The organism is Limnobacter sp. (assembly GCF_964228395.1).
Lineage (GTDB): Bacteria > Pseudomonadota > Gammaproteobacteria > Burkholderiales > Burkholderiaceae_B > Limnobacter.
Map to the genome: position 1 here is coordinate 22,632 of NZ_CAXQZX010000041.1, position 22,028 is coordinate 44,659.

Here is a 22,028-nt window from a genome sequence, read left to right on the forward strand (position 1 = left end):
GAAAAAAATTTTCTTGGAAGTACTCAGAATGAACACTTGGATTTGCTTGATTTGCGGTTGGGTATACGATGAAGCGGCCGGTTTGCCTGAAGAAGGCATTGCCCCAGGCACCAAATGGGAAGATGTGCCACCCAACTGGGTTTGCCCCGAGTGCGGCGCCCGCAAAGAAGATTTCGAGATGACCCAAATTTAATTTTTGAGGACTGATGACCGCACAAACACCTGGCCCAGGCCCTTCATTTGAAGACCATGCCCCCACCCCGGTCAGGCCCAAGTTTGTGCGGCAGTTGGGCCAAGGCGCCCTGGTCATGGGGGTGTTTGCGCTTCTGGTTCTGATGTTTGCCATGTGGATGCATGTCCAAGGCCACCTTCAAAAGCAACAGCACTTGGCCCACATTGCGGCGGTGCATGCGGCGCTGCATCAAGAATTAAACACACTCAACCAAGGCCAAACCGACGCCTTGGCCCCACAGGCTCTTAAAAAACTGTTGGGGTTTGGCCAGTTTATCGCCCGCGAGGGCCACAGCGACTGGTTTGGCAGCCTGCATCGCCAAACCCTGCAGTTGTTGCTCACTCAATCCATCGAGACACTCTCGCGGCCAGTGGCGGGCGTGAATACCAATGCACAAAGCATTGCCAAAGCAGAAGCCCAACTGCGCCTGGACACCCTGCCCAAATTGGCGGCGCTTCAGCAGCATGTAGAGCAGGGGCAAAACGGCCTGTTGTTGGTGGCCTATGGTTTGGCCATCCTGCTCGGCCTGGCCAGCACTGCCCTGGGCTTAAACTGGTGGAGCCTGCGCAAAACCAGCGCATTGAAGCACCGCATACACCTGCTTGGACGCGCACTTCAAACTCAGGAAGCCCAACAAAACCAGTTGGCCGGCGCGCACCAAGCGCTTCAAGGCGTGCTGAACGCATTGAACAAAAACCAGCAACTGGAGCATCGCACCACCCTGATGCAAATTGGCCAACAATTGGAGGAGCTTCGCCACAGTGGGCAAACGGTGTTGCAGTTCGCCAGGTCTTTCCACCAACTGTCAGCCCAAGGCACGCAGGTGGCCAAAACAGCGCTAAACAGTGAACAGCGCAACCAACGGGCCGACTCCCACATGGAGATCATGCAAAGCCAATTGGAGGGTTTGCGTGGGGACATTCGCAGCGCCGCCCAAGGGCTTCGCAAAGCCGGCGAGGTAAGTCGCCAGTTGCTCACTCGGCTCGACGACTCACAGATGGAGTTAAGCCTGTCGGAGCCTGATCGCAATGCCCAGCTGCAGCACCTGGTGGAGCAAAGCCAACAGGCCCTGAAAGAAGCCATCGAGGGCTTGGTGCTGGCCAGCCAAAAAATCAACATGGGCCAACACGAATCTCACCGTTTGGCCGAGTACATGGCTGTGAACCAAACCGCCTGGAGCAACCTTCTTAAGCAAATAGAGCACTACGCAGAGGCAGCCTCCACCGAATCTGAACAAGCGCTGATGCTGGCCAAACGATTGATATCAAGCAGCCAACCGCTGGCTGCCATGCCCAAGTCGGGCACCAGCACCCCTCAAGCGGCCAAGGCGCCACCACAACTGCTGCCCTGACCCGCCGTGCAGCCGTAGCAGTGGTCACCCACCACCACGTCAATCGAATCCAGGCTGTTGCGTCCCAAATCGGCCAGGGTCAGTGCGCGGCCATTGGCATCGCGAATGGGCCAGCCCAGTTGCTGGTTGAAGTCGCAATCGTAAAGCACCCCCTGGTAGTCCACCGACACCAGGCTGCGGCACATCACAGCCTTCAAATTGTCTTCCCGGTATGCGCCTTTCAAGGTGTTCATGTAGGCATCAAAGGTGCCTTTGCTAATTAGGGTGCTGCCAAACCGTGCAATCGGCATGTTGGTGATGGTCACCAAGTTGTTGAAACGCACACCAAATTTGTCAAACAACACGCGCTTGTAATCAGCCTCCAGGCTGGCCTGTGGGGGCGGCAATACGGGGCCTTGTGGGTTAAACACCAAGTTAAGCGACAATTGCTCGCCATAACCGCGCGCATTGAGCAATTGCAGACCACGAATGCTGGCATCAAACACGCCTTTGCCACGTTGTTTGTCGACGTTGTCTTCCAGGTAGCACGGCAGGGACGCAAAAATCTCGACTTCATGATCCGCCAAAAATTCCGCCAGGTCCTCGTAACCGGGCTCGCTCAGGATGGTTAAGTTGCAACGGTCAATCACGTGCACATTGGCCTGTCTGGCCGCCGCCACCAAACGCTTGAACCTTGGGTTCATCTCGGGTGCACCGCCCGTGAGGTCAAGCTGTTTCACCCAGCCTTGCTGCATCAGGGCAATTAGGCCATCCACTTGCTCGTCTTGCATCAGCTCGGTGCGATTGGGGCCTGCATTCACATGGCAATGGGTGCAGCTTTGATTGCACAGGTAACCGAGGTTCACTTGCAGGGTGTCAAGCTTCAGGCGCGTTACCCGGGGGAATGAAGTGCTTTTGAGCAAGTGAACGGTTGAATGCATGGGTACCTCGAATGTGCGCTGCCTGCCGAATTTGCAACGCTAAAGTGCGACAATATTGGGATGGTAACAAACTCACAAGCTCATTCGTTCGCGCCATGATTCAGGTTACAGTCAACAGCAAAATTCAGCACATGGCCCCCGGCAGCACCGTGGCCGACCTGCTTGAGCAATTGCAACTGGCAGGCAAGCGAATCGCGGTTGAAATGAACGGTGAAATTGTGCCCAAAAGCCAACATGCCAGCACGCCCTTGCTTGCGGGCGCCGAACTGGAAATCGTGGTGGCGGTGGGCGGTGGTTAAGCCCAAACCCAAGGAGCAGTGATTCATGAGCAGCACCCAAGACACCTGGCGCGTTGGCCAGCGAGAATTCACCAGCCGGCTTTTGGTGGGCACCGGCAAATACGCCAGCCTGGAACAAACCCGCCAAGCCATCACAGAAAGCGGCGCCCAAATCGTGACTGTGGCCATACGCCGAACCAACATCGGCCAAAATGCCGATGAGCCAAGCCTGCTCGAATACTTGCCTCCCAGCGAATTCACCTACCTGCCCAACTCGGCAGGCTGCTACACCGCCAAAGATGCTGTGCGCACCCTGCGCCTGGGCCGCGAACTTTTGGACGGCCACAACCTGTGCAAGCTCGAAGTACTTGGCGACCCCAACAACCTCTACCCCGACATGGACGAAACCCTGGTGGCCGCCAAAGAACTGGTGGCCGATGGTTTTGATGTCATGGTGTATTGCTCTGACGACCCCATCGCCGCCCGCAAACTGGAAGACATTGGCTGCAAAGCCATCATGCCACTGGCCTCGCTCATTGGCTCTGGCATGGGGATTTTAAACCCCTGGAACATCCATCTGATTCTTGAAAAAGCCAAAGTGCCCGTGATTGTAGACGCCGGGGTCGGCACCGCCTCCGATGCCGCGATTGCCATGGAAATGGGTTGTGCCGGCGTGCTCATGAACACCGCAATCGCCAAGGCTCAGCACCCTGTGCAAATGGCGCGTGCCATGCGCTTGGCCACTGAAGCAGGTCGCCAAGCCTTTTTGGCGGGCAGAATGCCAAAAAAGTTTTACACCGCCAGCCCATCCTCGCCCACCGAGGGTGTGATTTCCCCCAGCAAACCATGACCCCAAGCAACACCCAACCACCCCCCCCAGAAGCCGAAGACGACAACCCGTTTCGCAACAAACACATTCGCAGCTTCGTTAAACGCCGCGGGCACATTTCCCGCGCTCAAGAACGCGCGGTTGAACAGGGCATGCCGGTGTGGGGCATTGCCTACGCGCCACAAAGCCCCATCGATTTTGCGCAACGCTGGGGTAGAAATGCCCCCAACTGGCTCGAGATTGGCTTTGGCATGGGCGAAACCACGGCAAAAATTGCGGCTGCTCATCCACAAGTCAATTACCTGGGCGTTGAAATTTACACCGCTGGCGTGGGCTCCCTGCTTAAAAAAATTGAAGAACAAGGGCTGCAAAACATTCGCATCATCTCCCACGACGTGGTCGAGGTGCTGCAAGACATGATCCCCGATGCCAGCCTGGACAAAGTGCTGCTGTATTTTCCAGACCCATGGCGTAAAAAGAAGCACCACAAACGCAGGCTGATTCAACCTGAGTTTGTGGCCAAACTGGCCACCAAAATGAAACCCAATGGCGTTTTACATTGCGCCACCGACTGGGAAAACTACGCACACCACATGCTGGAGGTGCTTGAAGCCGCCCCAGACTGGGCCAACATGGCAGGCCAGGGGTTTTCGCCGCGGCCCGATGATCGCCCTCTGACCAAATTCGAAAACCGTGGCCTGAAACTGGGTCACGGCGTGTGGGACCTGCTGTACCAACGCAAATCCCAAGCCGCCTGAACCACGGCCAACGCAACCCGCTTGCGGTATGCCCAAGCCAAGCTTGCTTTGTTGTAATGCCTTCAATGCATTGCCACAAGCAAGCCCATGCCCTACATACCCAACCTTTCAGCCCTGAGCGCAGTTGAACACGGCCTGTGGCTTAGCGCAGTGGCCCTGGCCTTTGCATGGTGGCTGCTTCGTAAAGTGCGCGCCTGGGTATTAAAACCCTTATACGACCTGACCACCTGCGCACAGCAACTGTCCCAAGGCAACTTCGATGTGCGGCTTCAATTTGGCAAATTGTCGGCTGTGAACGCCTTGGTGCATGCCATCAACCAAACCGCCCAACACCTACAAGAGCGTGAACAGCAGGCTCGGCGCACGGCGTACCAAGACCAACTCACGCACTTGTTCAACCGGGCGTACCTGCAACTGGCCTTAAGCGACCGAACCCACCGGGCGCGTGAACCCCTGTCTGTGCTCACCTGGAGCGTGGACAACATGGATGCCATTCAAGAGGTCTTGGGCCACGAGGTGGCTGACCAAATTTTGATTCGGGTGGCCACCAAAGCGCGCCGCGTGTGCCGGGACAACGTGGTATTGGCCCGGGTGGAAGGCTCAGTATTCTGCGTGGTCATACCCCGGCGACTGCTGGCCATCAAACTGGCGCGGTTTCCCATGCTGCGCCTGCTGCAGGGCGAACTTCGCCTTCGCCATCACAAACTGGACCTTCAAGGCCATGCAGGCATTGCCCATTACCCTGAACATGGGCAGTGTGCAGAGGCCCTGTTGCGCCGGGCAGAAATTGCCCGGCAGCTGGCCAAAAAAACCCGCCAAACCTGGCTGGAATTTGAGCCGCGTTTTGAACAACGCGCCGCAGACCGTCTGCAACTGATTGCACAACTGCGCGACGCCATTGCCCACGAGCAGTTTTGCTTTTACGTACAACCCAAACTTAATCTGCGCAACAACAGCATCAACCAGGCTGAGTTGCTGTTGCGCTGGAATCACCCCAACAAAGGGCTGATTGCCCCGGGCGGCTTCATTGAACTGGCCGAACAAACCGGGCTCATCAAAGAAATCACCCGCTTGGTGCTGCGCAAAGCCTACGACATTGCAGCCCTGTGCGTGCATCAAAACCTTCGCTTGTCGCTGAACCTGTCTGCGCTGGATGTGGAAGACCTCTCTCTGGTGCAGTACGTGGCGCGCTTACACCGGCTGCAACCCGAAGCCTCCCGCCACTTGATGCTTGAGATCACCGAGAGTGCGGCCATGCGCGACCCCGAACAGGCCTTGGACGTGTTGGGCCGGTTTTCGGACATGGGTTTTCAAATTGCAATTGACGATTTTGGCACCGGCTACTCCTCGCTGGCTTACCTGAAGCGCTTTCCAGTCACTGAGCTTAAAATTGATCGCTCGCTGGTGCAGGGTGCAGACCGCGACACCGATGGGCAAATCATTTTGGAATCGACCATCGAAATGGGCCACATCATGGGGCTGGTGGTCACCACCGAGGGCGTGGAAACCCAGGCTGAATACGAACTGGTTCGCCAACTGGGCGCCGACTACCTGCAAGGTTACTGGCTGTCACGCCCCATGCCCTTCGATGAATTCCGCATCAAGCACCTGGTGGGCAACCACACCGCCCTGCTGCAGCCTGCGTCAAATAAGGTGCCAATCGATCAAAATGTGGTTTAAGCCAAGCACGGCCACACCGCCTTGGATATGATGTTGCTGTGAGCATTCATACCCAAAGCAGCATCTTGAAAATGAATCAATTCGACGTCGCCATCATCGGCAGTGGTTTGGCTGGCCTAACCACCGCCTTGCAATTGGCAGACAAACTGAAAGTGGCCATCATCTGCAAACGTTCGGTGTCCGACTCAGCCAGCCGATGGGCTCAAGGCGGCATTGCCGCCGTGCGCGACCCGGCCGACAGCGTGGCAGAGCATGTGCAAGACACCCTGGTGGCCGGGGGCGGCCTGTGCGAGCGGGACGCCGTGCAGTTCATCCTTGAAAACGCCTCCAGTGCCATTGACTGGCTGGTTGAGCAAGGTGTGCCTTTTTCCCGGGAAGACGAAGAAGGCCCCAGCAACACCGAACCCCATGGCTTTCACCTGACCCGCGAAGGCGGGCACAGCCGGCGCCGCATTCTGCATGTGGCCGACGCCACGGGCGATGCAGTGCAAACCACGCTGGAAGCCAAAGCCCGCAATCACCCCAACATCGCCCTGTTTGAGCACCACATGGTGATCGACCTCATCACAGGCGACCGCTTGAACGAAAAAAAGGCTGGCATTTTGGGGGCCTATGTGCTGGACGAAAACAGCCAACGCGTGCTGACCCTCACCTGCCCCTACGTGGTGCTGGCCTGCGGGGGAGCGGGCAAAGTGTACAACTACACCACCAACCCAGACACAGCCACCGGCGACGGCATTGCCATGGCTTGGCGCGCAGGTTGCCGCATCGCCAACATGGAATTTATCCAATTCCACCCCACCTGCCTGTATCACCCCTACGCCAAGAGTTTTTTGATCACCGAGGCCGTGCGTGGTGAAGGGGGGCTGCTCAAGTTGCCCGATGGCACCCGCTTCATGCCCGAGCACGATGAGCGCGCAGAGCTGGCTCCGCGCGACGTGGTGGCCCGGGCCATTGACTTTGAAATGAAAAAACGCGGCCTGGACTGCGTGTACCTGGACATCAGCCACGAACCCGCCGACAAGCTCAAGAAGCACTTCCCCACCATTTACAAGCGCTGTCTGGAGCTTGGCATCGACATCACCAAGCAGGGCATTCCTGTGGTGCCCGCGGCACACTACACCTGTGGCGGCGTGGTCACCGACCAGCATGCCCGCACCGACATTCCGGGTTTGTATGCGGTGGGCGAAACGGCCTACACCGGCCTGCACGGCGCCAACCGCCTGGCCAGCAACAGCCTGCTGGAATGCGTGGTGTTGGGCCAGGCCGCATCGCGGCACATTTTGAGCAAACCCCATCGCGAAACCATGGGCCTGCCCGACTGGGATGAAAGCCGGGTAACCGACCCCGATGAAGAAGTGGTGATCTCGCACAACTGGGCTGAGCTGCGCCAAACCATGTGGAACTATGTGGGCATTGTGCGAACCGACAAGCGATTGGAGCGTGCGCAGCACCGCATTCAACTGTTGCGCGAGGAAATTTTGGAGTTCTACAGCAACTTCCGCGTCAGCCGTGACCTTCTGGAGCTACGCAACCTCGTGGACGTGGCCGATTTGATTGTGACCAGCGCCCTCAGCCGCAAAGAAAGCCGCGGCCTGCATTTTAGTGCCGACTACCCCAATACCCTGCCCAAGGCGTTTCCAACGGTGCTGCAAAGGGCCAAAAAACGGGGCTAGACCGGGCCCGGGCAGCACTGCGTCGCGCTTAATCAAGCACACGCAGTGAATAGTCCACCGCTTGAATGTCTTTGGTGAGCGAACCAATCGAAATGCGGTCGACCCCGGTTTGTGCAATGGCCAGCACGGTGGATTCGTTCACCCCCCCGCTGGCTTCCAGCAACGCGCGGCCTGCGGTTCGTTTGACCGCTTCGCGCATGGTGGGCAAGTCAAAATTATCCAACAACACCGATACAGCACCGGCGGCCAGCGCTTCTTCCAGTTGCTGCAAGTTTTCAACCTCAATTTGAACCGGCACATGGGCTGCGCCCAAAGCCTTGGCATTGGCCAGCACCTGGGGTATGCCTCCCGCGGCTGCAATGTGGTTTTCTTTGATCAAAATGCCGTCATACAAGGCCAGGCGCTGATTCAGGCCTCCACCCACACGCACCGCGTATTTTTGAGCCAGGCGCATGCCGGGCAAGGTTTTTCGGGTGTCTAGAATTTTGGCCTGGGTGCCCTCCACCAGCTTCACAAAGTGGCGGGTGCGAGTGGCCACGGCACTGAGCAACTGCAGGTAATTCATGGCCGAGCGCTCTGCCGTGAGCAAAGGCCTTGCAAGCGATTCTATTTTGCACACCACAGTGCCCGGCTGCACCCAATCGCCTTCCTGGACCAGCCAATGCACGGTGGCCGACGGGCAGAGGGCTGCAAACACGGCATCAAACCAAGGCTGCCCACACACCACCGCGGCATCGCGACACAGCAAATGGGCAGCGCAAGGCTTGTTTTCTGGCACCAAAAGGCCGGTCCAATCGGTGTTGCCCAGGTCTTCGGTGATGGCACGCTGCACGTTGTCCAGCAAGGCCAATTCCAAGGCAGGCCCAAACGACCTGAAAATTTCATTTTTCATTATGCGGGCCCCACCCCTTTGTGGGCTGCTTCAAGACGCCCTTGGCCACGCGGCCCGGAAATTCCGTGGGTTTTGGCAAAGCTGAGCATGCGATCGATGCAACGGTAGGCCTGTTGACCCAGGGTGGGGTCCACTTGCACCTCACCCAAGCCGGTGTCAAAACCTGTTTTTAATACATCACGCAGGTTGCGCAGGCCATTCATGGCCATCCAGGGGCAATGAGCGCAGCTTTTGCAAGTGGCCGCGTTGCCCGCGGTTGGAGCCTCAATCAAGGTTTTGCCGGGGGCCAACTGCCGCATTTTGTGCAAAATGCCGTTGTCGGTTGCCACAATAAATGTGCTTACACCAGGGGTTTGGGTGGCGCGAATCAGTTGCGTGGTTGAACCCACCACATCGGCCAAGGCCACCACATCGGCAGGCGACTCAGGGTGCACCAACACCATGGCTTCGGGGTGCTGCGCTTTTAAAAGCTTGAGCTCTTCGGCCTTGAATTCATCGTGCACCAGGCAAGAGCCCTGCCATAGCAGCATGTCGGCACCGGTTTGTGCCTGAATATATTTGCCCAAGTGCCGGTCGGGCGCCCAGATCAACTTTTTGCCCTGTGCATGCAGGTGGCTCACAATGTCCAAGGCAATGCTGGAGGTCACCATCCAGTCGGCTCGGGCCTTCACCGCAGCGCTGGTGTTGGCGTACACCACCACGGTGCGATCGGGGTGTGCATCGCAAAAGGCGTTAAATTCAGCGGCGGGGCACCCCAGGTCAAGCGAGCAGGTGGCATCCAGATCGGGCATGAACACACGCTTTTCTGGGTTCAAAATTTTGCTGGTCTCGCCCATGAAGCGCACACCGGCCACCACCAGATTGGCCTGTTTGCTTTCGCGCCCAAAACGAGCCATCTCCAGGGAATCGGACACGCAACCGCCGGTTTCTTCGGCCAAATCCTGCAACTCGGCATCCACATAATAGTGGGCCACCAGCACGGCATCCCGGGCTTTCAACAGGCTTTTGATTTCGGCTTTGAGTTGGGCTTTTTCTTCTGGGGCGGGCTGCTGCGGCACCCTGGCCCACGCTTGGGAGGGCTTGCAACTGCTGGCCGGGCTGGCCTGGCTGGGCAAATCAAATTCAACAGGCTTGATCTCGACCGTGTTCACAATACACACACCACGTCACAAAACCGACATTTTACTCCGCCCACGCCCCAAATGCCTGTGTTTTGGGCAAAGCCCCCACTGAATTGCAGACCCAAGCTCGCTCGAGAACTTTTATTGAACAACCGCCACACAAGCTAGGCATTTATTGAATGCATGGCCCATTTTGGTGAGCCAGGTCCAAACTTCCGGAGAACTCTTCATGCTTACAAAGCCCTTTAAAACCACTGCGCTGCTGCTCGCCATGCTGTCTGCACACGGCGTGGCCTCGGCCACCTGCACCGGCCCCGACTGCAAGGTCGAAGTCGGCGTCGAGGTCAACTTTGACACCAGCTACTACCTCAGCCCCAACCACAACGGCATCATTGTGCAAGCCAACACTGGCAAAAGCGCAGCGGTGGTCGACCTCAATAACGTGATCATGCGCGACAAAGGCAACATTTCAGCCAACGCCACAGCCATTGGCAACAACGTCAGCATCGACCTCAGCAACATGGCCAAAGCCCCGGTTCGTCACATTTCCCAAAGCAATATGGGCGACAAGCTGGCTTCGGTTGATCTGCAGTTGCATTCCAAGTCAGTGACTGGTGCCGTGGCCCTGGAATCCATCGCCGTGGGCAACAACATCAACCTGTCTCTTGAAAACACAAGCCTGGCAGAGCTGTCTCTGGCCCAGTGCAACGTGGGCAATGTAAACGCCCTGGTGGAATACCGCTGGGACCCCACCAAGCTCACAGCCAATGCAAGCGCCATTGGCAACAACATTTCCGTGGGCGTGCGCCGTCCATAAGGAACCTTCTCAAGCCTTGCTTAAACCCAAGGCTTGAGCAACAAAGCGCCAGGCAAGCACCTGCTGCGCAACATTCTTTACTTGAGGACCCCCCATGAGGCATCTGCTCGTTTTGCCGTTCGCACTTTTGTTTCACATCACCAGCCTGGCCCAAACCTTTGAGGGCAATGTGAGCTCCTTCGAAACCCCCTTCGGTATGCGCAACGTCACTGACATCGACTCACCCGCCGGCGTCACCCGCGACTCTCGTTTCAACCGCACCTCAGTTGAATCGCCCGGTTGGGGCTTTGCAGCCACGGCCATCGGTAACCTCATCAACGTCCAAACCGAGGGCAACAACAACACTGTGGTGATCAACGCCACGCAGATCAACAACGGCTCACAACGCGCCACCATCGACGGTGGTTTTTAAGTCCGCAAAGGCCCACGCATGCTTCCCACCTCCATTCCCCCAAAAGCCCTGCTGGCCGCCTTGGCCTGTTTAAGCAGCGCCTGCACCACCTTGCCGTCGTTCAACGAAGCCGATTACGTGACTGCCTTTGATGGCGCAAGCGTGGTCGAAAACAAAACCCGCTACAGCCGTTCGCTGGAATGTGTTCGGCCCATGCTTGGGCAGTCACCGGGTGGGGCCAAACGCTTTGCGGTGGGCAGGGTCAGCGACTTTACTGGCAAAGAAGACCTCACCAACGGCAAACGCATCACCCAAGGTGCAGCGCTCATGGTGATTTCAGCACTGGCCAAGGCGGGCGTGCCCATGGTGGAGCGTTTCGACCCCTCCATTGCAGACATGGAGCTTAAATACTCAGACAACAAGCTGATCACTGACGAACCAGGCAGCAATGCGCATCGCCGCATTTTCTCGGGCTCACTGCCCGGGTCAGACTTTCACATCGTGGGTGGAATCACCGAGGTGAACTACAACATCCGAAGTGGCAGCGTTGAATCTTCCATCCGCTTCATTGGTGCGGCAGCGCGCTATTTTGTGATGAATGTCGCCGTAGACCTGCGCGTGGTCAACACCAAAACCCTCGAAGTGGTGAATGTGCAGAGCCTGCAAAAACAGATCATCGGAACCGAATTAAACGGGGGGTACTTCCGCCTGTTTAGCGATGGCCTGGTGGACGTTGCTTCGGCTGAGCGCACGCAAGAGCCCATCCAAAAAGCCGTGCGCATGGTCATTGAACAGGCCGTGTTCAACATGGTGACCGAAATGAACCAGCTGCCAGCACAACGCTGTGCTCAACTGGCTCTTACCCCGGGGCAAGCCGAAGCACAGGCCACCCATGTAAGCAAAGCTGCTCGCACCGTCAACAGCAATTCGGCCAACGCCGCGCAGTCCACTCCAACCTCTAGGACAACCACCAGCAACCCTGTGGTGCTTACTCCACCGCCCACCAACAATGGCTCATCTGGTGGGAACGACATCTTGATTGACCCCTACACTGGCGAAATCATCACACAACAAGAGCAAGCGGACGCTGTGGCTGCCAGCCAAAGCGAAGTGGGCCCACTCAAAGGTCTGTTTGGCACCGCCAATCCGCAAGCCCCTGCCAACAGCACAAGCCCGGAGGCAGCCAGCAACAATCGGCAAATGCAAGAAAAACTGCTTTGGGGCACCCGGCCCATGCTACGATAAAAAACGGCCTCTTTTTGAGACCGTTTTTATTTTAAGCACGGGACTTGAACGAATTAGCCATCATCACCAATCACCTCTCCCTCAATGGGCTCAGGTAACCGGCTGGCCAGCACCTTGTCGATTCGTTTGTGATCCATGTCCACCACTTCAAAACGCCAACCCTCCCAATCCACGCTGTCGCCGGTGGCAGGCAGGCGGCCTGTTAACAACATCACCATGCCACTGAGGGTGTGGTACCGGCCCTTTTCTTCTTCCGGCACGGTCTTGATGTTGAGGGTGTCTTTCAATTCAAGAATGGCAATGGCCCCATCGAGCAACCACGAGCCATCGTCTCGCTGAACAGCCCAAGAGTCTTCCACGTTGCGGGGTTTGAATTCGCCAGTGAGGGCTTCCATCAAATCGTGCAGGGTCACCAGCCCTTCCAGTTCGCCGTATTCGTCGATCACAAAGGCCATGTCCATGCTGTTGGCACGGAATTGATCGAGCAATTCCATGCCAGTGAGGGTTTCTGGCACAAACACGCAAGGCTGAAGGTTGTTGGAAAAGTCGGGCATTTTGCCCTGTGCAGCATAGGCCAGGGCCTGCTTGGCATGAATAACGCCCAGCAGTTTGTCCAAGCTGCCATCAACCACAGGGAATCGCGAATATTCCGATTCGATCACTCGCTTCAGGTTCTCTTCCTGGGGCAGGCGAATATCGAGGTACAGCACGTCTGAACGCGGAATCATGAGCGAGCCCAGTTGGCGATCGTCCAAGCGGAACACATTGCGCAACATGGCGTGTTCGCTGCTTTCAATCACCCCAGACACCGAGCCTTCGTCCAGCATGGCGTGAATGTCCTCCTCGGTCACGCCACTGTCGTTGTTTTCTTTCACGCCCATCACGCGCAACAAACCGCGGGTGGACACCGACAGCAGCAGCACAAAGGGGCGCGTGGCAATGGCCAGCACCTGCATGGGACGCGACACCAGGCGTGCAATGGCCTCGGGGCTGATTTGCCCCAAGCGTTTGGGCACCAGTTCACCCACCACAATCGAGAAGTAAGTCACGCCCACCACCACCAGGGCTGTGGACGCCACATTGGCTGTGCCTTCCTCCAGACCCACACTGATCATCCACAAGGCCAGGGGCTTGGCCAGCACGGCCTCACCCACAATACCGCTGAGCACACCGATGGAGGTGATGCCAATCTGGATGGTGGACAAGAATTTGGTGGGGTCTTCACCGAGCTTTAAGGCCACGGCGGCTGCGGAGTCGCCTTCAGCGGCCAATTTGGTCAAGCGGGCTTTGCGGGCAGTGACCAAAGCGATTTCGGACATGGCAAACAAGCCATTGGTCACAATCAGACCAATCAAAATTAGCACTTCCATGTTGCAGCTCCACTAGAAATGGATTCAAGCGCAACAAATCGGCCTGCATCGGCGCGTGTGGCGGGAACCTTGAGCGAAATGAGAGAAAAACCGGAAGATGTGTGGGGATTCGCGCTGGGCGAGGGGTAGAAGTTGGAGCAACTTCGACAACTGGAACTGTCCATAAAGGGTCGGGAAAGGCCCGAGCACTCCTATTAAAAAAAAACACCGCCCAATGCTACAAAGCATTTGAAGCGGTGTCAATTTTTCAAAAAAAACAGCAGCTTGCCCTTGTGGGCGCACCCAAATGGGGCCTGAGCACGCCAAGGCTGGGCAAACCGATGCTTTTACAGCTTGTGGTAGACCTGGGCGCCCGATTTTACAAACTCGATGGACTTCTCTTCCATGCCCTTTTTAAGCGCATCTTGCTCGTTCATGCCGAGTTTTTCAGCGTATTCGCGCACATCTTGCGTGATTTTCATGGAGCAGAAATGCGGGCCACACATGGAGCAGAAATGCGCCACTTTCATGCTCTGCTTGGGCAGGGTTTCGTCGTGGAATTCACGCGCGGTGTCTGGGTCCAGGCCAAGGTTGAACTGGTCTTCCCAGCGGAATTCAAAACGCGCCTTGCTCAGAGCATTGTCGCGAACCTGGGCGCCTGGGTGCCCCTTGGCCAGGTCGGCCGCATGGGCGGCAATTTTGTAGGTGATGATGCCGTCTTTCACATCCTTCTTGTTGGGCAGGCCCAAGTGCTCTTTGGGGGTGACATAGCACAGCATGGCGCAGCCATACCAGCCAATTTGCGCCGCACCGATGCCGCTGGTGATGTGGTCGTAGCCCGGGGCGATGTCGGTGGTCAACGGGCCCAAAGTGTAAAACGGGGCTTCGTGGCATTCTTTCAACTGAATGTCCATGTTCTCTTTGATGAGCTGCATGGGCACGTGGCCCGGGCCTTCGATCATCACCTGCACATCGTGCTTCCAGGCAATCTGGGTGAGTTCGCCCAGGGTGCGCAACTCGCCCAGTTGGGCTTCATCGTTGGCATCGTAAATGGAACCGGGGCGCAGGCCATCGCCCAGTGAAAAGCTCACATCGTAGGCCTTCATGATCTCGCAAATGTCTTCAAAGTGCGTGTACAGGAAGCTTTCTTTGTGGTGCGCCAGACACCACTTGGCCATGATGGATCCGCCACGGCTCACAATGCCGGTCATGCGGTTGGCCGTGAGGGGAACATACTGCAAGCGAACGCCCGCGTGGATGGTGAAATAATCCACGCCCTGCTCGGCCTGTTCAATGAGCGTGTCGCGGAAAATTTCCCAAGTGAGGTCTTCTGCTTTGCCGTTGACCTTTTCAAGGGCTTGGTAAATGGGCACCGTGCCAATGGGCACGGGGCTGTTGCGCAAAATCCACTCGCGGGTTTCGTGGATGTGTTTGCCGGTGGACAAATCCATCACCGTATCGCCACCCCAGCGAATGGCCCAGGTCATTTTTTCAACTTCTTCACCGATGGAAGAAGTGACCGCCGAATTGCCAATGTTGGCATTGACCTTCACCAGGAAGTTGCGGCCAATGATCATGGGTTCCAGCTCAGGGTGGTTGATGTTGGCCGGTATGATGGCCCTTCCACGCGCCACTTCTTCGCGCACAAACTCGGCCGTGATTTGCTCTGGAATGGCCGCACCAAACGACTGGCCTGGGTGCTGCTGCATCAACAGCTGGGCCATTTTTTCGCCGGTTTTGCCGCCTTGGGCCTTCAGGCTTTCGATGTACTCCTGGCGGCGCAGGTTTTCTCGAATCGCAATGTATTCCATCTCAGGGGTGATGATGCCCTGGCGCGCATAGTGCATTTGCGTCACATTCTTGCCAGCCATGGCACGGCGCGGTTTGCGGGTCAGATTAAACCGCAGTTCGGCCAGCTTGGGGTCGTTTAAGCGCTCGATGCCATATTCAGAGCTGGGACCAGACAACACCTCGGTGTCGCCGCGCTCCTCAATCCAGGGGGCGCGCACCGGGGCCAGGCCCGAGCGAATATCGATTTTTGCGTTGGGGTCGGTGTAGGGGCCAGAGCAGTCGTACACGTAAATAGGCGGGTTTTTCTCGCCGCCAAACGCGGTGGGGGTATCGGCTTGCGAAATTTCGCGCATGGGCACCTGAATGTCGGGCCGCGAACCTTGCACATACACTTTGCGGGAATTGGGCAAGGGTTGAACAGCGGCCTCGTCGACACGGGCGGTGGCGGCTAGAAAATCGGGATTGGCGCTCATGAATACTCCTGATGGCGTTGTTGCTGCCGGGGTTTAAACCAATGCTGCTGCGAAGGATTCAACCCGGCCCGACCCACACGGAGACTGCGCCTTGAAGAAACGCTTCCTGCAAACAGCATTATCTGCACAGGTGTGAGGGTTTTTCTCACCCGGCAAACCGATTTGCCAGGACCCCTGCGTTAAACTCCAAAGTATAGGCCTGTGCTGGCGACCACTCAATACGGGTTGCACACATGCCACCAAGAATTTCGCACTTTTTCAGATCACGGCATACACCCATGGGCAAACGACTATCCAGCATCACCACCCGCACTGGCGACGATGGCACCACCGGCCTGGCCGACGGCAGCCGATTGGCCAAAAATAACCTGCGGGTTCACGCCATGGGCGACGTTGATGAACTGAATTCGCACTTGGGCCTGCTACTCACTGAGCCCTTGCCAGAGCCATTGGCCACCGAGCTAACGCGCATACAACACGACCTGTTCGACCTGGGTGCAGCCCTGTGCATGCCGGGTTTTGACGTGTTTCCACCGCAAGCAGTGGCCCGGCTGGACCAGCTAATTGCAGAGTTCAACAAGCCGCTGCCCAGGCTGGATGAATTCATTCTGCCCGGGGGCATGCGCGCCAGTGCCTATGCGCACATTGCGCGCACGGTGTGTCGCCGGGCCGAACGCGTTCTGGTCGACCTGCGGGAAGAGTCACCCATACCCGATGACCTGCTGCTGTACCTAAACCGCTTGTCAGACTTTTTGTTTGTGGCCGCTCGCTGGATACACCACAAACACGGCGTGCGGGATGTGCAGTGGAAAAAAGGCTTTAACCGTCCCGAAGACGCAGCTTAAGCGCTGCTGCGGGCGTTGGCAGCCTTGTCTGCTGCTTGTGCCTGAGGCTGCTCCTGTTGCGCATTGGCTTGTGGCGCTGGCGTTCCATCAACCCCTTCAGTGCCCACCACCCGTGGCGGGTAAAAAAACTCGGCAGGGCTGTTGATGAATCGGCGACCCACGCGGGCGGTGAGCTTAAAGCCCTCCAGACCACGCACGCCACGTGCTCGCAAAGCGGTGTAAAAAGCCAGCGCAAAACTGACCCCCAAGTTCACCATGCCTATGGCCAACACACACCCGCCTGCCAGCAGCAGCGCAGCGGCGCTCAAAGCAAACTCTTGCGCCTGAATGGCGTAAGCAAAGTTGGCCGCAGAGAATGTGATGTGGCGAATGTCAATGGGCAAACCCAAAATTAGCCCCACAAAGCCCGCCGAACCCAGCATGCAACCAAAAAAGAAGTTGCCGGCCAAAGCACCCGTGTTTTTGCCCAGATAATCGGCAAGTTTTTCCTGACGCACCACCCCCAGGCGTTTGCGTAGCCAAGCCACTTTGCGCAAGCGGTCTGGAATGCGGTGGTAAATGGACAAGTTGTCGTAATACCCCGAAATCACCCCAGCCAAAAACAGGAATATGCCGGCAATCGCTGCATGGGCCAAAGCCCCCGACAAAAACGGATTTAATTCCAACAGCATGACATTGCTTTTGTCGACACTCACCGGTGAGGCCCCAAACAGCAAAGTAAGCCCGGCGGCCACCAGCAATGCCGTTAAAAACGCAGGGATCACATTGCCCCAAATGGCGATGAACTGGGTGCGGGCAACCTGGGTGACCAATTCCACCACCCGGTCTGCCGAACTCAGTTTGCCATTGGCCCCGTCGATGGCTGCGGCAATTCGCGCTGCAGTCATGGCAGGCTGCTTGGTGGCGATGGTGAAGCCCAGAATGTGAATAATCACAAAGCCAATGCCGTAGTTGAGGCTAAAAAACACCGCCTCCCAAAAAGGCGGCAAATGCCAGCCCGAAATGATGGCCTTGAACAAAGACAAAAACGCAATCACCACACCCGCACCCATGGCGGCGCGGCCAATTTTCCAGTATTCGGCCCGGCTTTCGGTGGCGTATTTTTCACCGGTTTGGCTGGCGTGCTCGGTGATGCGCAGGGCCAGCTTGTCGGTCATGCTGGTCCACAGGTCGCCAATGGAGTGCTTGCGGTTTTCCTCTCGGGTAAGTAGACACAAAAACTGAACACAGCTGGCCACCCGGCTTTCGGAAGGCAATGCGCCAATCAGTTGCAACAGGCGGCGCATGCGGGCGATGGATTGCTCCAAGCGGATCAATTGCATACTCAGGGTCACCGAAATGCCCTGCACGCGCGCTTGCGCGTAGGCCTTCTTGATTTGCTTGGTGCACTGGTCAAGCAGCACATCCAAATGGTCACCCAAATCCTCGAGCGACGCTTGATTGCCCAACTTTTCGTGCGCCTGCGCAATCAGGCTGCGCAACTCAAGCAACTGCTCCACAAAGGGCGAGGTGTGCCTGTCTGATATGCCCAGGCATCGCACCACCTCGGAATCGATGCCGGTGGCCGCAATACGAACCGCCAACATTTCCATGGCTTCCAGCATTTCGTGCTGAATGCGTATCCACAAGGGCATGGCTGGGTCCAGCCACTCCAGCACCCGGAACAGCCGCTCCCAGCTGCCCACGCTGATTTTTTCCAGCCACTCGTGGTCGTTGGGCTTGGTGAACATGAGGCTGAGGGATTCCCGAACCGTTTTGTCCTCCACCGTGGCTGGCAACAGCCGCTGGAAGATGCGGTTCTTCATGGCCTGGCCAAAGGTTTCGTTGCCCAAGATGCCCAGTTCGGCGAAGGTGTAGCGATAACGCGATTCTTTTAAAAACTGTTCGAGGTAGCCCTTGACGTTCAAACGAAGGTCGTTGGAGCGCTCCAAGGCCTCGGCGATCATGTTAAAACGCCGATCAATCTCGAAATCAGAATCCGCACCCGCCTCCCTAAACCACTCCATGAGGTGACAAAGGTGTGCGATGTCTGCATCGTGTTTGGAATCGGGCGCCATGCCATTGAGGATGGTCAGTAATGCGCCGCGAATGTTGTAGTTGGGGTTGCCTGCCATGCTGCTCGGGAATACACAAGTGAGCCCTAGTGTACCCGATGAAACCCGGCAAAACATTGCCGGATTTCTTGGGAATGACCCTGCTCTATTTCACCCAGCCATCTTTCAGGGTGGCCGTGCGGTTAAACACCGGGGCATCGTTGGTGTGGTCTTTCATGTCGGCCACAAAGTAGCCATGGCGCTCAAACTGGTACACAGTACCCACCCAGGCGTCGCGCAGGCCTGCTTCCAAATAGGCTTTTACCTCGGTAAGCGAATTGGGGTTGAGGCTGTCCAGGAAGTTTTTGCCGCCCGCATCAGGATGTTCTTCAGTAAACAAGCGATCGTATAGGCGCACGGTGGCAGGCAGTGCGTCTTCGGCGTCCACCCAGTGAATGTTGCCCTTGACCTTGTAATTGTCTGCCCCGGGGGTGCCCGATTTGCTGTCCAAAAACACCTGCGCGTGCACGGCCGTCACCTTGCCGTTTTCGTCTTTGTCGCAGCCAGTGCATTCAATCACATAGCCGTAACGCAAGCGTACGCGGTTGCCAGGGTACAGGCGGAAAAATTTTTTCTCGGGGTTTTCCTGAAAATCTTCGGCCTCAATCCACAGGCGTTTGCCAATCGTAAACTGACGCACGCCCCACTCCGGGTGGTGCGGGTGCACGGGAGCCGTACACAGATCGGCCCAGTCGTCGTCCACATTGTCCAAAATGAGCGGGATGGGGTCGAGCACCGCCACCGCGCGATGCGCCACGGGGTCGAGGGTGTCGCGCAACGCGCCTTCCAACACTGCGTAGTCAATCCAGGAGTCGGCCTTGGACACGCCAATGCGGGCACAAAACAATTGCAGGGCCTCAGGGGTATAACCGCGGCGACGCAGCCCGACGATGGTGGGCATGCGGGGATCATCCCAGCCGCTCACCCGCCCGTCGGTGACCAGTTGCTGCAACTTGCGTTTGCTGGTGACCACGTAGGTGAGGTTGAGCCTTGAAAACTCAATTTGCTTGGGCAGAGGCTGAGCCAACAGTGGCGAAAGCTTGCCGCCATCTGCCAGGGTGTGCTCGCGGGCCAAATTGGCAAGCAACCAATCGTAGAAGGGGCGTTGGTCTTCAAACTCCAGGGTGCAAAAGGAGTGGGTGATTCGCTCCAAGGCATCTTCAATGGGGTGCGCAAAGGTGTACATGGGGTAAATGCACCATTCATCGCCCGTGCGGTGGTGGCTGGCCCGTTTGATTCGGTAAATGGCGGGGTCGCGCATGTTCATGTTGGGGCTGGCCATGTCAATTTTGGCGCGCAACACAGCGGCACCATCGGCCAGTTCACCCGCCCGCATGGCGCGAAAGCGAGCCAGGCTTTCTTGGGCGGGGCGATTGCGAAATGGTGAGTCGACACCAGGCTGGGTGAGTGTGCCCCGATTGGCGCGCATGTCTTCGGCGCTTTGCTCGTCCACATAGGCCAAACCGGCCTGAATCAGGAATTCAGCCGCCTGGTACATGAACTCAAAATAATCGCTGGCATGGTACAGGTTGTACTCGCCCCCCTGCTCCCAGCCAAAGCCCATCCAACGCACGGCATCCAGAATAGAGTCAGCAAATTCTTCGCTTTCTTTTTCGGGGTTGGTGTCATCAAAGCGCATGTGGCAAGCGCCGCCATACTCTTTGGCCAGGCCAAAGTTGATGCAAATGGCCTTGGCATGACCCACATGCAGGTAACCATTGGGTTCTGGGGGAAAGCGCAAGCGAATGGGCGCTGGGTCTGCTGGCGCACCGGCATGCACATCGGCACCACCGGGCCGGCCAGCCCAAGGCCGGTTTTGGTATTCCGGCTTTTGCAGGTCCTGCTCGATGATGTTTTTCAGGAAATTGGTGGCGGGGGCAGGTTCTGCCCCGGGGGTGTGGCTTGGCTTGCTGGACATCAGCGCATCCTTTTAGGCACTTCTGGGTGACGAATGCGCTGATGTTAGCAAAAACGGGGCTTAGGCAACGGCCAAAGGCTCGCCCTTCTTGGAAGAAATTCCGGTGAAGGCAAATTCAACCTCGGGCTGTTTGCCCGCCATGATGGCCGCAACAGAACGGGCGGAGCCACACGAGTGGGTCCAACCCAAGGTGCCCTGGCCAGTGTTCAAGTAGAGATTGGGGATTTTCGACAAACCAATGTAGGGCACGTTCGACGGCGTGGCTGGGCGCAAGCCAGTCCAGTACACGGCTTGCTCTGGGTCGGCCATGCCCGGGAACAACTCCATCACGCGACGGGTAATCGCTTTGCAACGCACTTCGTTAAGATTGGTGCTGTAGCCGTTCAATTCGGCGGTGCCCGCAATGCGCAAGCGATCGCCCAAACGGCTAAACACCAGCTTGTACTCGTCGTCGGTCAGGCTGACCGAGGGTGCCTTGCTGGGGTCTGTGATTTGCAGGGTGGCCGAGTAGCCCTTGGCTGGGTAAATCAACAGGTCCACGCCCAGGTCTTTGACCAGCATGGGGCTGTAGCTGCCCATGCACAACACGTATTTGTCGGCTTTGAGCACCTGCACTTGCCCATCGGTGCCACGCACGCGCACACCACTGATTTGGCCACCTTCCATGTCCAAGCCAAGAATGGTGGTGTTGTACTTAAACTCAACACCCCGGTCTGCCGCCAACTGAGCCAGGTTTTGGGTAAAACGATGTGCATCGCCGCTTTCGTCGGCATCGGTGTAAGTAGCTCCCGCAATTTTGTCTTTGATGCTGGCCAATGCAGGCTCAAGACGCACGGCTTCGTTGGCGTCAATCACTTTGCGATCGCAACCAAACTCACGCATGATCTGCGCGGGCTCTAGCGCATCCTCGAATTCTTGTGGGTTGGTGTAGAAGTGCAGAATGCCCTTGGTGAGGCAGTTGTATTCGATGCCAGTTTCGGCGCGAAGCTCTTGCAAGGTGCTACGGCTGAAAGTACCCAGGTTCACCATTTGAATGATGTTGTGACGGGTGCGCTCGGGTGTGCATTCACGCAAAAACTGCATGCCCCAGCGCCATTGGCGGGCATCTGCGCGCAAGCGGAACAACAGGGGAGCGTCTTCTTTCATGAGCCACTTCAGCACCTTTTTGGGGGCGCCAGGATTGGCCCAGGGCTCGGCGTGAGAAACCGAAATTTGCCCACCGTTGGCAAAGGAAGTTTCCATGCCGGCGGCCGGCTGACGGTCCACCACGGTGACGTCATAGCCTTCTTTTTTCAAAAACCATGCGGAGGTGGTGCCAACCACACCGGCACCCAGAACGATTGCTTTCATGACAAATACTCCAAACAGA

Annotated in this window: 19 protein-coding genes; 11 read left to right on the forward strand and 8 right to left on the reverse strand. The window is 57.2% G+C overall.

The window, feature by feature from the left end; translation table 11 throughout:
• The first annotated feature begins 28 nt into the window (after nt 1-28).
• Both ACEQU8_RS03075 and ACEQU8_RS03080 read left to right on the forward strand, forming a co-directional pair.
• A complete protein-coding gene (locus ACEQU8_RS03075) occupies nt 29-193 on the forward strand; it encodes a rubredoxin (RefSeq protein ID WP_305561755.1) in 165 nt (54 codons plus the stop codon).
• Nucleotides 194-206: 13 nt separating this feature from the next.
• A complete protein-coding gene (locus ACEQU8_RS03080) occupies nt 207-1,583 on the forward strand; it encodes a hypothetical protein (protein WP_370261385.1) in 1,377 nt (458 codons plus the stop codon).
• On the opposite strand, the gene arsS is transcribed toward ACEQU8_RS03080, so the two are convergent.
• On the reverse strand, nt 1,547-2,503 hold the full coding sequence (gene arsS, locus ACEQU8_RS03085) for an arsenosugar biosynthesis radical SAM (seleno)protein ArsS (RefSeq protein ID WP_370261386.1): 957 nt from the start codon (nt 2,501-2,503) through the stop codon (nt 1,547-1,549). The two genes, ACEQU8_RS03080 and arsS, sit on opposite strands and share 37 nt — an antisense overlap.
• A 98-nt stretch (nt 2,504-2,601) precedes the next feature.
• On the opposite strand from arsS, the gene thiS reads away from it, so the two are divergent.
• From thiS to nadB, 5 genes are all read left to right on the forward strand, one after another.
• A complete protein-coding gene (gene thiS, locus ACEQU8_RS03090; protein WP_370261421.1) occupies nt 2,602-2,802 on the forward strand; it encodes a sulfur carrier protein ThiS in 201 nt (66 codons plus the stop codon).
• 25 nt (nt 2,803-2,827) lie between these two features.
• On the forward strand, nt 2,828-3,631 hold the full coding sequence (locus tag ACEQU8_RS03095; RefSeq protein ID WP_370261388.1) for a thiazole synthase: 804 nt from the start codon (nt 2,828-2,830) through the stop codon (nt 3,629-3,631).
• Nucleotides 3,628-4,368, forward strand: a complete 741-nt coding sequence (gene trmB / locus ACEQU8_RS03100) for a tRNA (guanosine(46)-N7)-methyltransferase TrmB (RefSeq protein ID WP_370261389.1) — start codon at nt 3,628-3,630, stop codon at nt 4,366-4,368. The genes ACEQU8_RS03095 and trmB overlap by 4 nt, the downstream gene beginning before the upstream one ends.
• Before the next feature lie 87 nt (nt 4,369-4,455).
• Nucleotides 4,456-6,048, forward strand: a complete 1,593-nt coding sequence (locus ACEQU8_RS03105) for a putative bifunctional diguanylate cyclase/phosphodiesterase (protein WP_370261390.1) — start codon at nt 4,456-4,458, stop codon at nt 6,046-6,048.
• 71 nt (nt 6,049-6,119) lie between these two features.
• A complete protein-coding gene (gene nadB, locus ACEQU8_RS03110; RefSeq protein ID WP_370261392.1) occupies nt 6,120-7,724 on the forward strand; it encodes an L-aspartate oxidase in 1,605 nt (534 codons plus the stop codon).
• 28 nt (nt 7,725-7,752) lie between these two features.
• Here the strand turns inward: nadB and nadC are convergent, their stop codons facing one another.
• Both nadC and nadA read right to left on the reverse strand, forming a co-directional pair.
• On the reverse strand, nt 7,753-8,616 hold the full coding sequence (gene nadC, locus ACEQU8_RS03115; RefSeq protein ID WP_370261393.1) for a carboxylating nicotinate-nucleotide diphosphorylase: 864 nt from the start codon (nt 8,614-8,616) through the stop codon (nt 7,753-7,755).
• Nucleotides 8,616-9,767: a quinolinate synthase NadA gene (nadA, locus tag ACEQU8_RS03120; protein ID WP_370261394.1), complete on the reverse strand. Its 1,152-nt coding sequence runs from the start codon at nt 9,765-9,767 to the stop codon at nt 8,616-8,618. Before nadA ends, nadC begins: the two co-directional genes overlap by 1 nt.
• Before the next feature lie 199 nt (nt 9,768-9,966).
• Here nadA and ACEQU8_RS03125 point away from each other — a divergent pair, with 199 nt between their 5' ends.
• From ACEQU8_RS03125 to ACEQU8_RS03135, 3 genes are all read left to right on the forward strand, one after another.
• Entirely contained in the window at nt 9,967-10,554 is a 588-nt protein-coding gene (locus tag ACEQU8_RS03125; RefSeq protein ID WP_370261396.1) for a hypothetical protein, read from the forward strand.
• Between the two features lie 94 nt (nt 10,555-10,648).
• A complete protein-coding gene (locus ACEQU8_RS03130) occupies nt 10,649-10,966 on the forward strand; it encodes a hypothetical protein (protein WP_370261397.1) in 318 nt (105 codons plus the stop codon).
• An 18-nt stretch (nt 10,967-10,984) separates the two neighbouring features.
• A complete protein-coding gene (locus ACEQU8_RS03135) occupies nt 10,985-12,190 on the forward strand; it encodes a CsgG/HfaB family protein (protein WP_370261398.1) in 1,206 nt (401 codons plus the stop codon).
• 53 nt (nt 12,191-12,243) lie between these two features.
• Here the strand turns inward: ACEQU8_RS03135 and ACEQU8_RS03140 are convergent, their stop codons facing one another.
• Together ACEQU8_RS03140 and thiC are read right to left on the reverse strand one after the other, a co-directional pair.
• Nucleotides 12,244-13,560, reverse strand: coding sequence for a hemolysin family protein (locus tag ACEQU8_RS03140; protein ID WP_370261399.1), 1,317 nt, complete (start codon nt 13,558-13,560; stop codon nt 12,244-12,246).
• A 326-nt stretch (nt 13,561-13,886) separates the two neighbouring features.
• The gene (thiC, locus tag ACEQU8_RS03145; protein WP_370261401.1) at nt 13,887-15,803 is read right to left on the reverse strand and encodes a phosphomethylpyrimidine synthase ThiC; all 1,917 of its coding nucleotides are present in this window, start codon (nt 15,801-15,803) and stop codon (nt 13,887-13,889) included.
• A gap of 278 nt (nt 15,804-16,081) precedes the next feature.
• Here thiC and ACEQU8_RS03150 point away from each other — a divergent pair, with 278 nt between their 5' ends.
• Nucleotides 16,082-16,648 (forward strand): cob(I)yrinic acid a,c-diamide adenosyltransferase, encoded by a 567-nt coding sequence (locus tag ACEQU8_RS03150; protein WP_370261402.1) that lies wholly within the window; start codon nt 16,082-16,084, stop codon nt 16,646-16,648.
• Here the strand turns inward: ACEQU8_RS03150 and ACEQU8_RS03155 are convergent.
• From ACEQU8_RS03155 to ACEQU8_RS03165, 3 genes are all read right to left on the reverse strand, one after another.
• Nucleotides 16,645-18,762 (reverse strand): recombinase, encoded by a 2,118-nt coding sequence (locus tag ACEQU8_RS03155; protein WP_370261403.1) that lies wholly within the window; start codon nt 18,760-18,762, stop codon nt 16,645-16,647. The two genes, ACEQU8_RS03150 and ACEQU8_RS03155, sit on opposite strands and share 4 nt — an antisense overlap.
• 85 nt (nt 18,763-18,847) lie before the next feature.
• Nucleotides 18,848-20,659 (reverse strand): glutamine--tRNA ligase/YqeY domain fusion protein, encoded by a 1,812-nt coding sequence (locus tag ACEQU8_RS03160; RefSeq protein ID WP_370261405.1) that lies wholly within the window; start codon nt 20,657-20,659, stop codon nt 18,848-18,850.
• Nucleotides 20,660-20,719: 60 nt separating this feature from the next.
• Nucleotides 20,720-22,009 (reverse strand): D-amino acid dehydrogenase, encoded by a 1,290-nt coding sequence (locus tag ACEQU8_RS03165; protein WP_370261406.1) that lies wholly within the window; start codon nt 22,007-22,009, stop codon nt 20,720-20,722.
• Between the last annotated feature and the right edge of the window lie 19 nt (nt 22,010-22,028).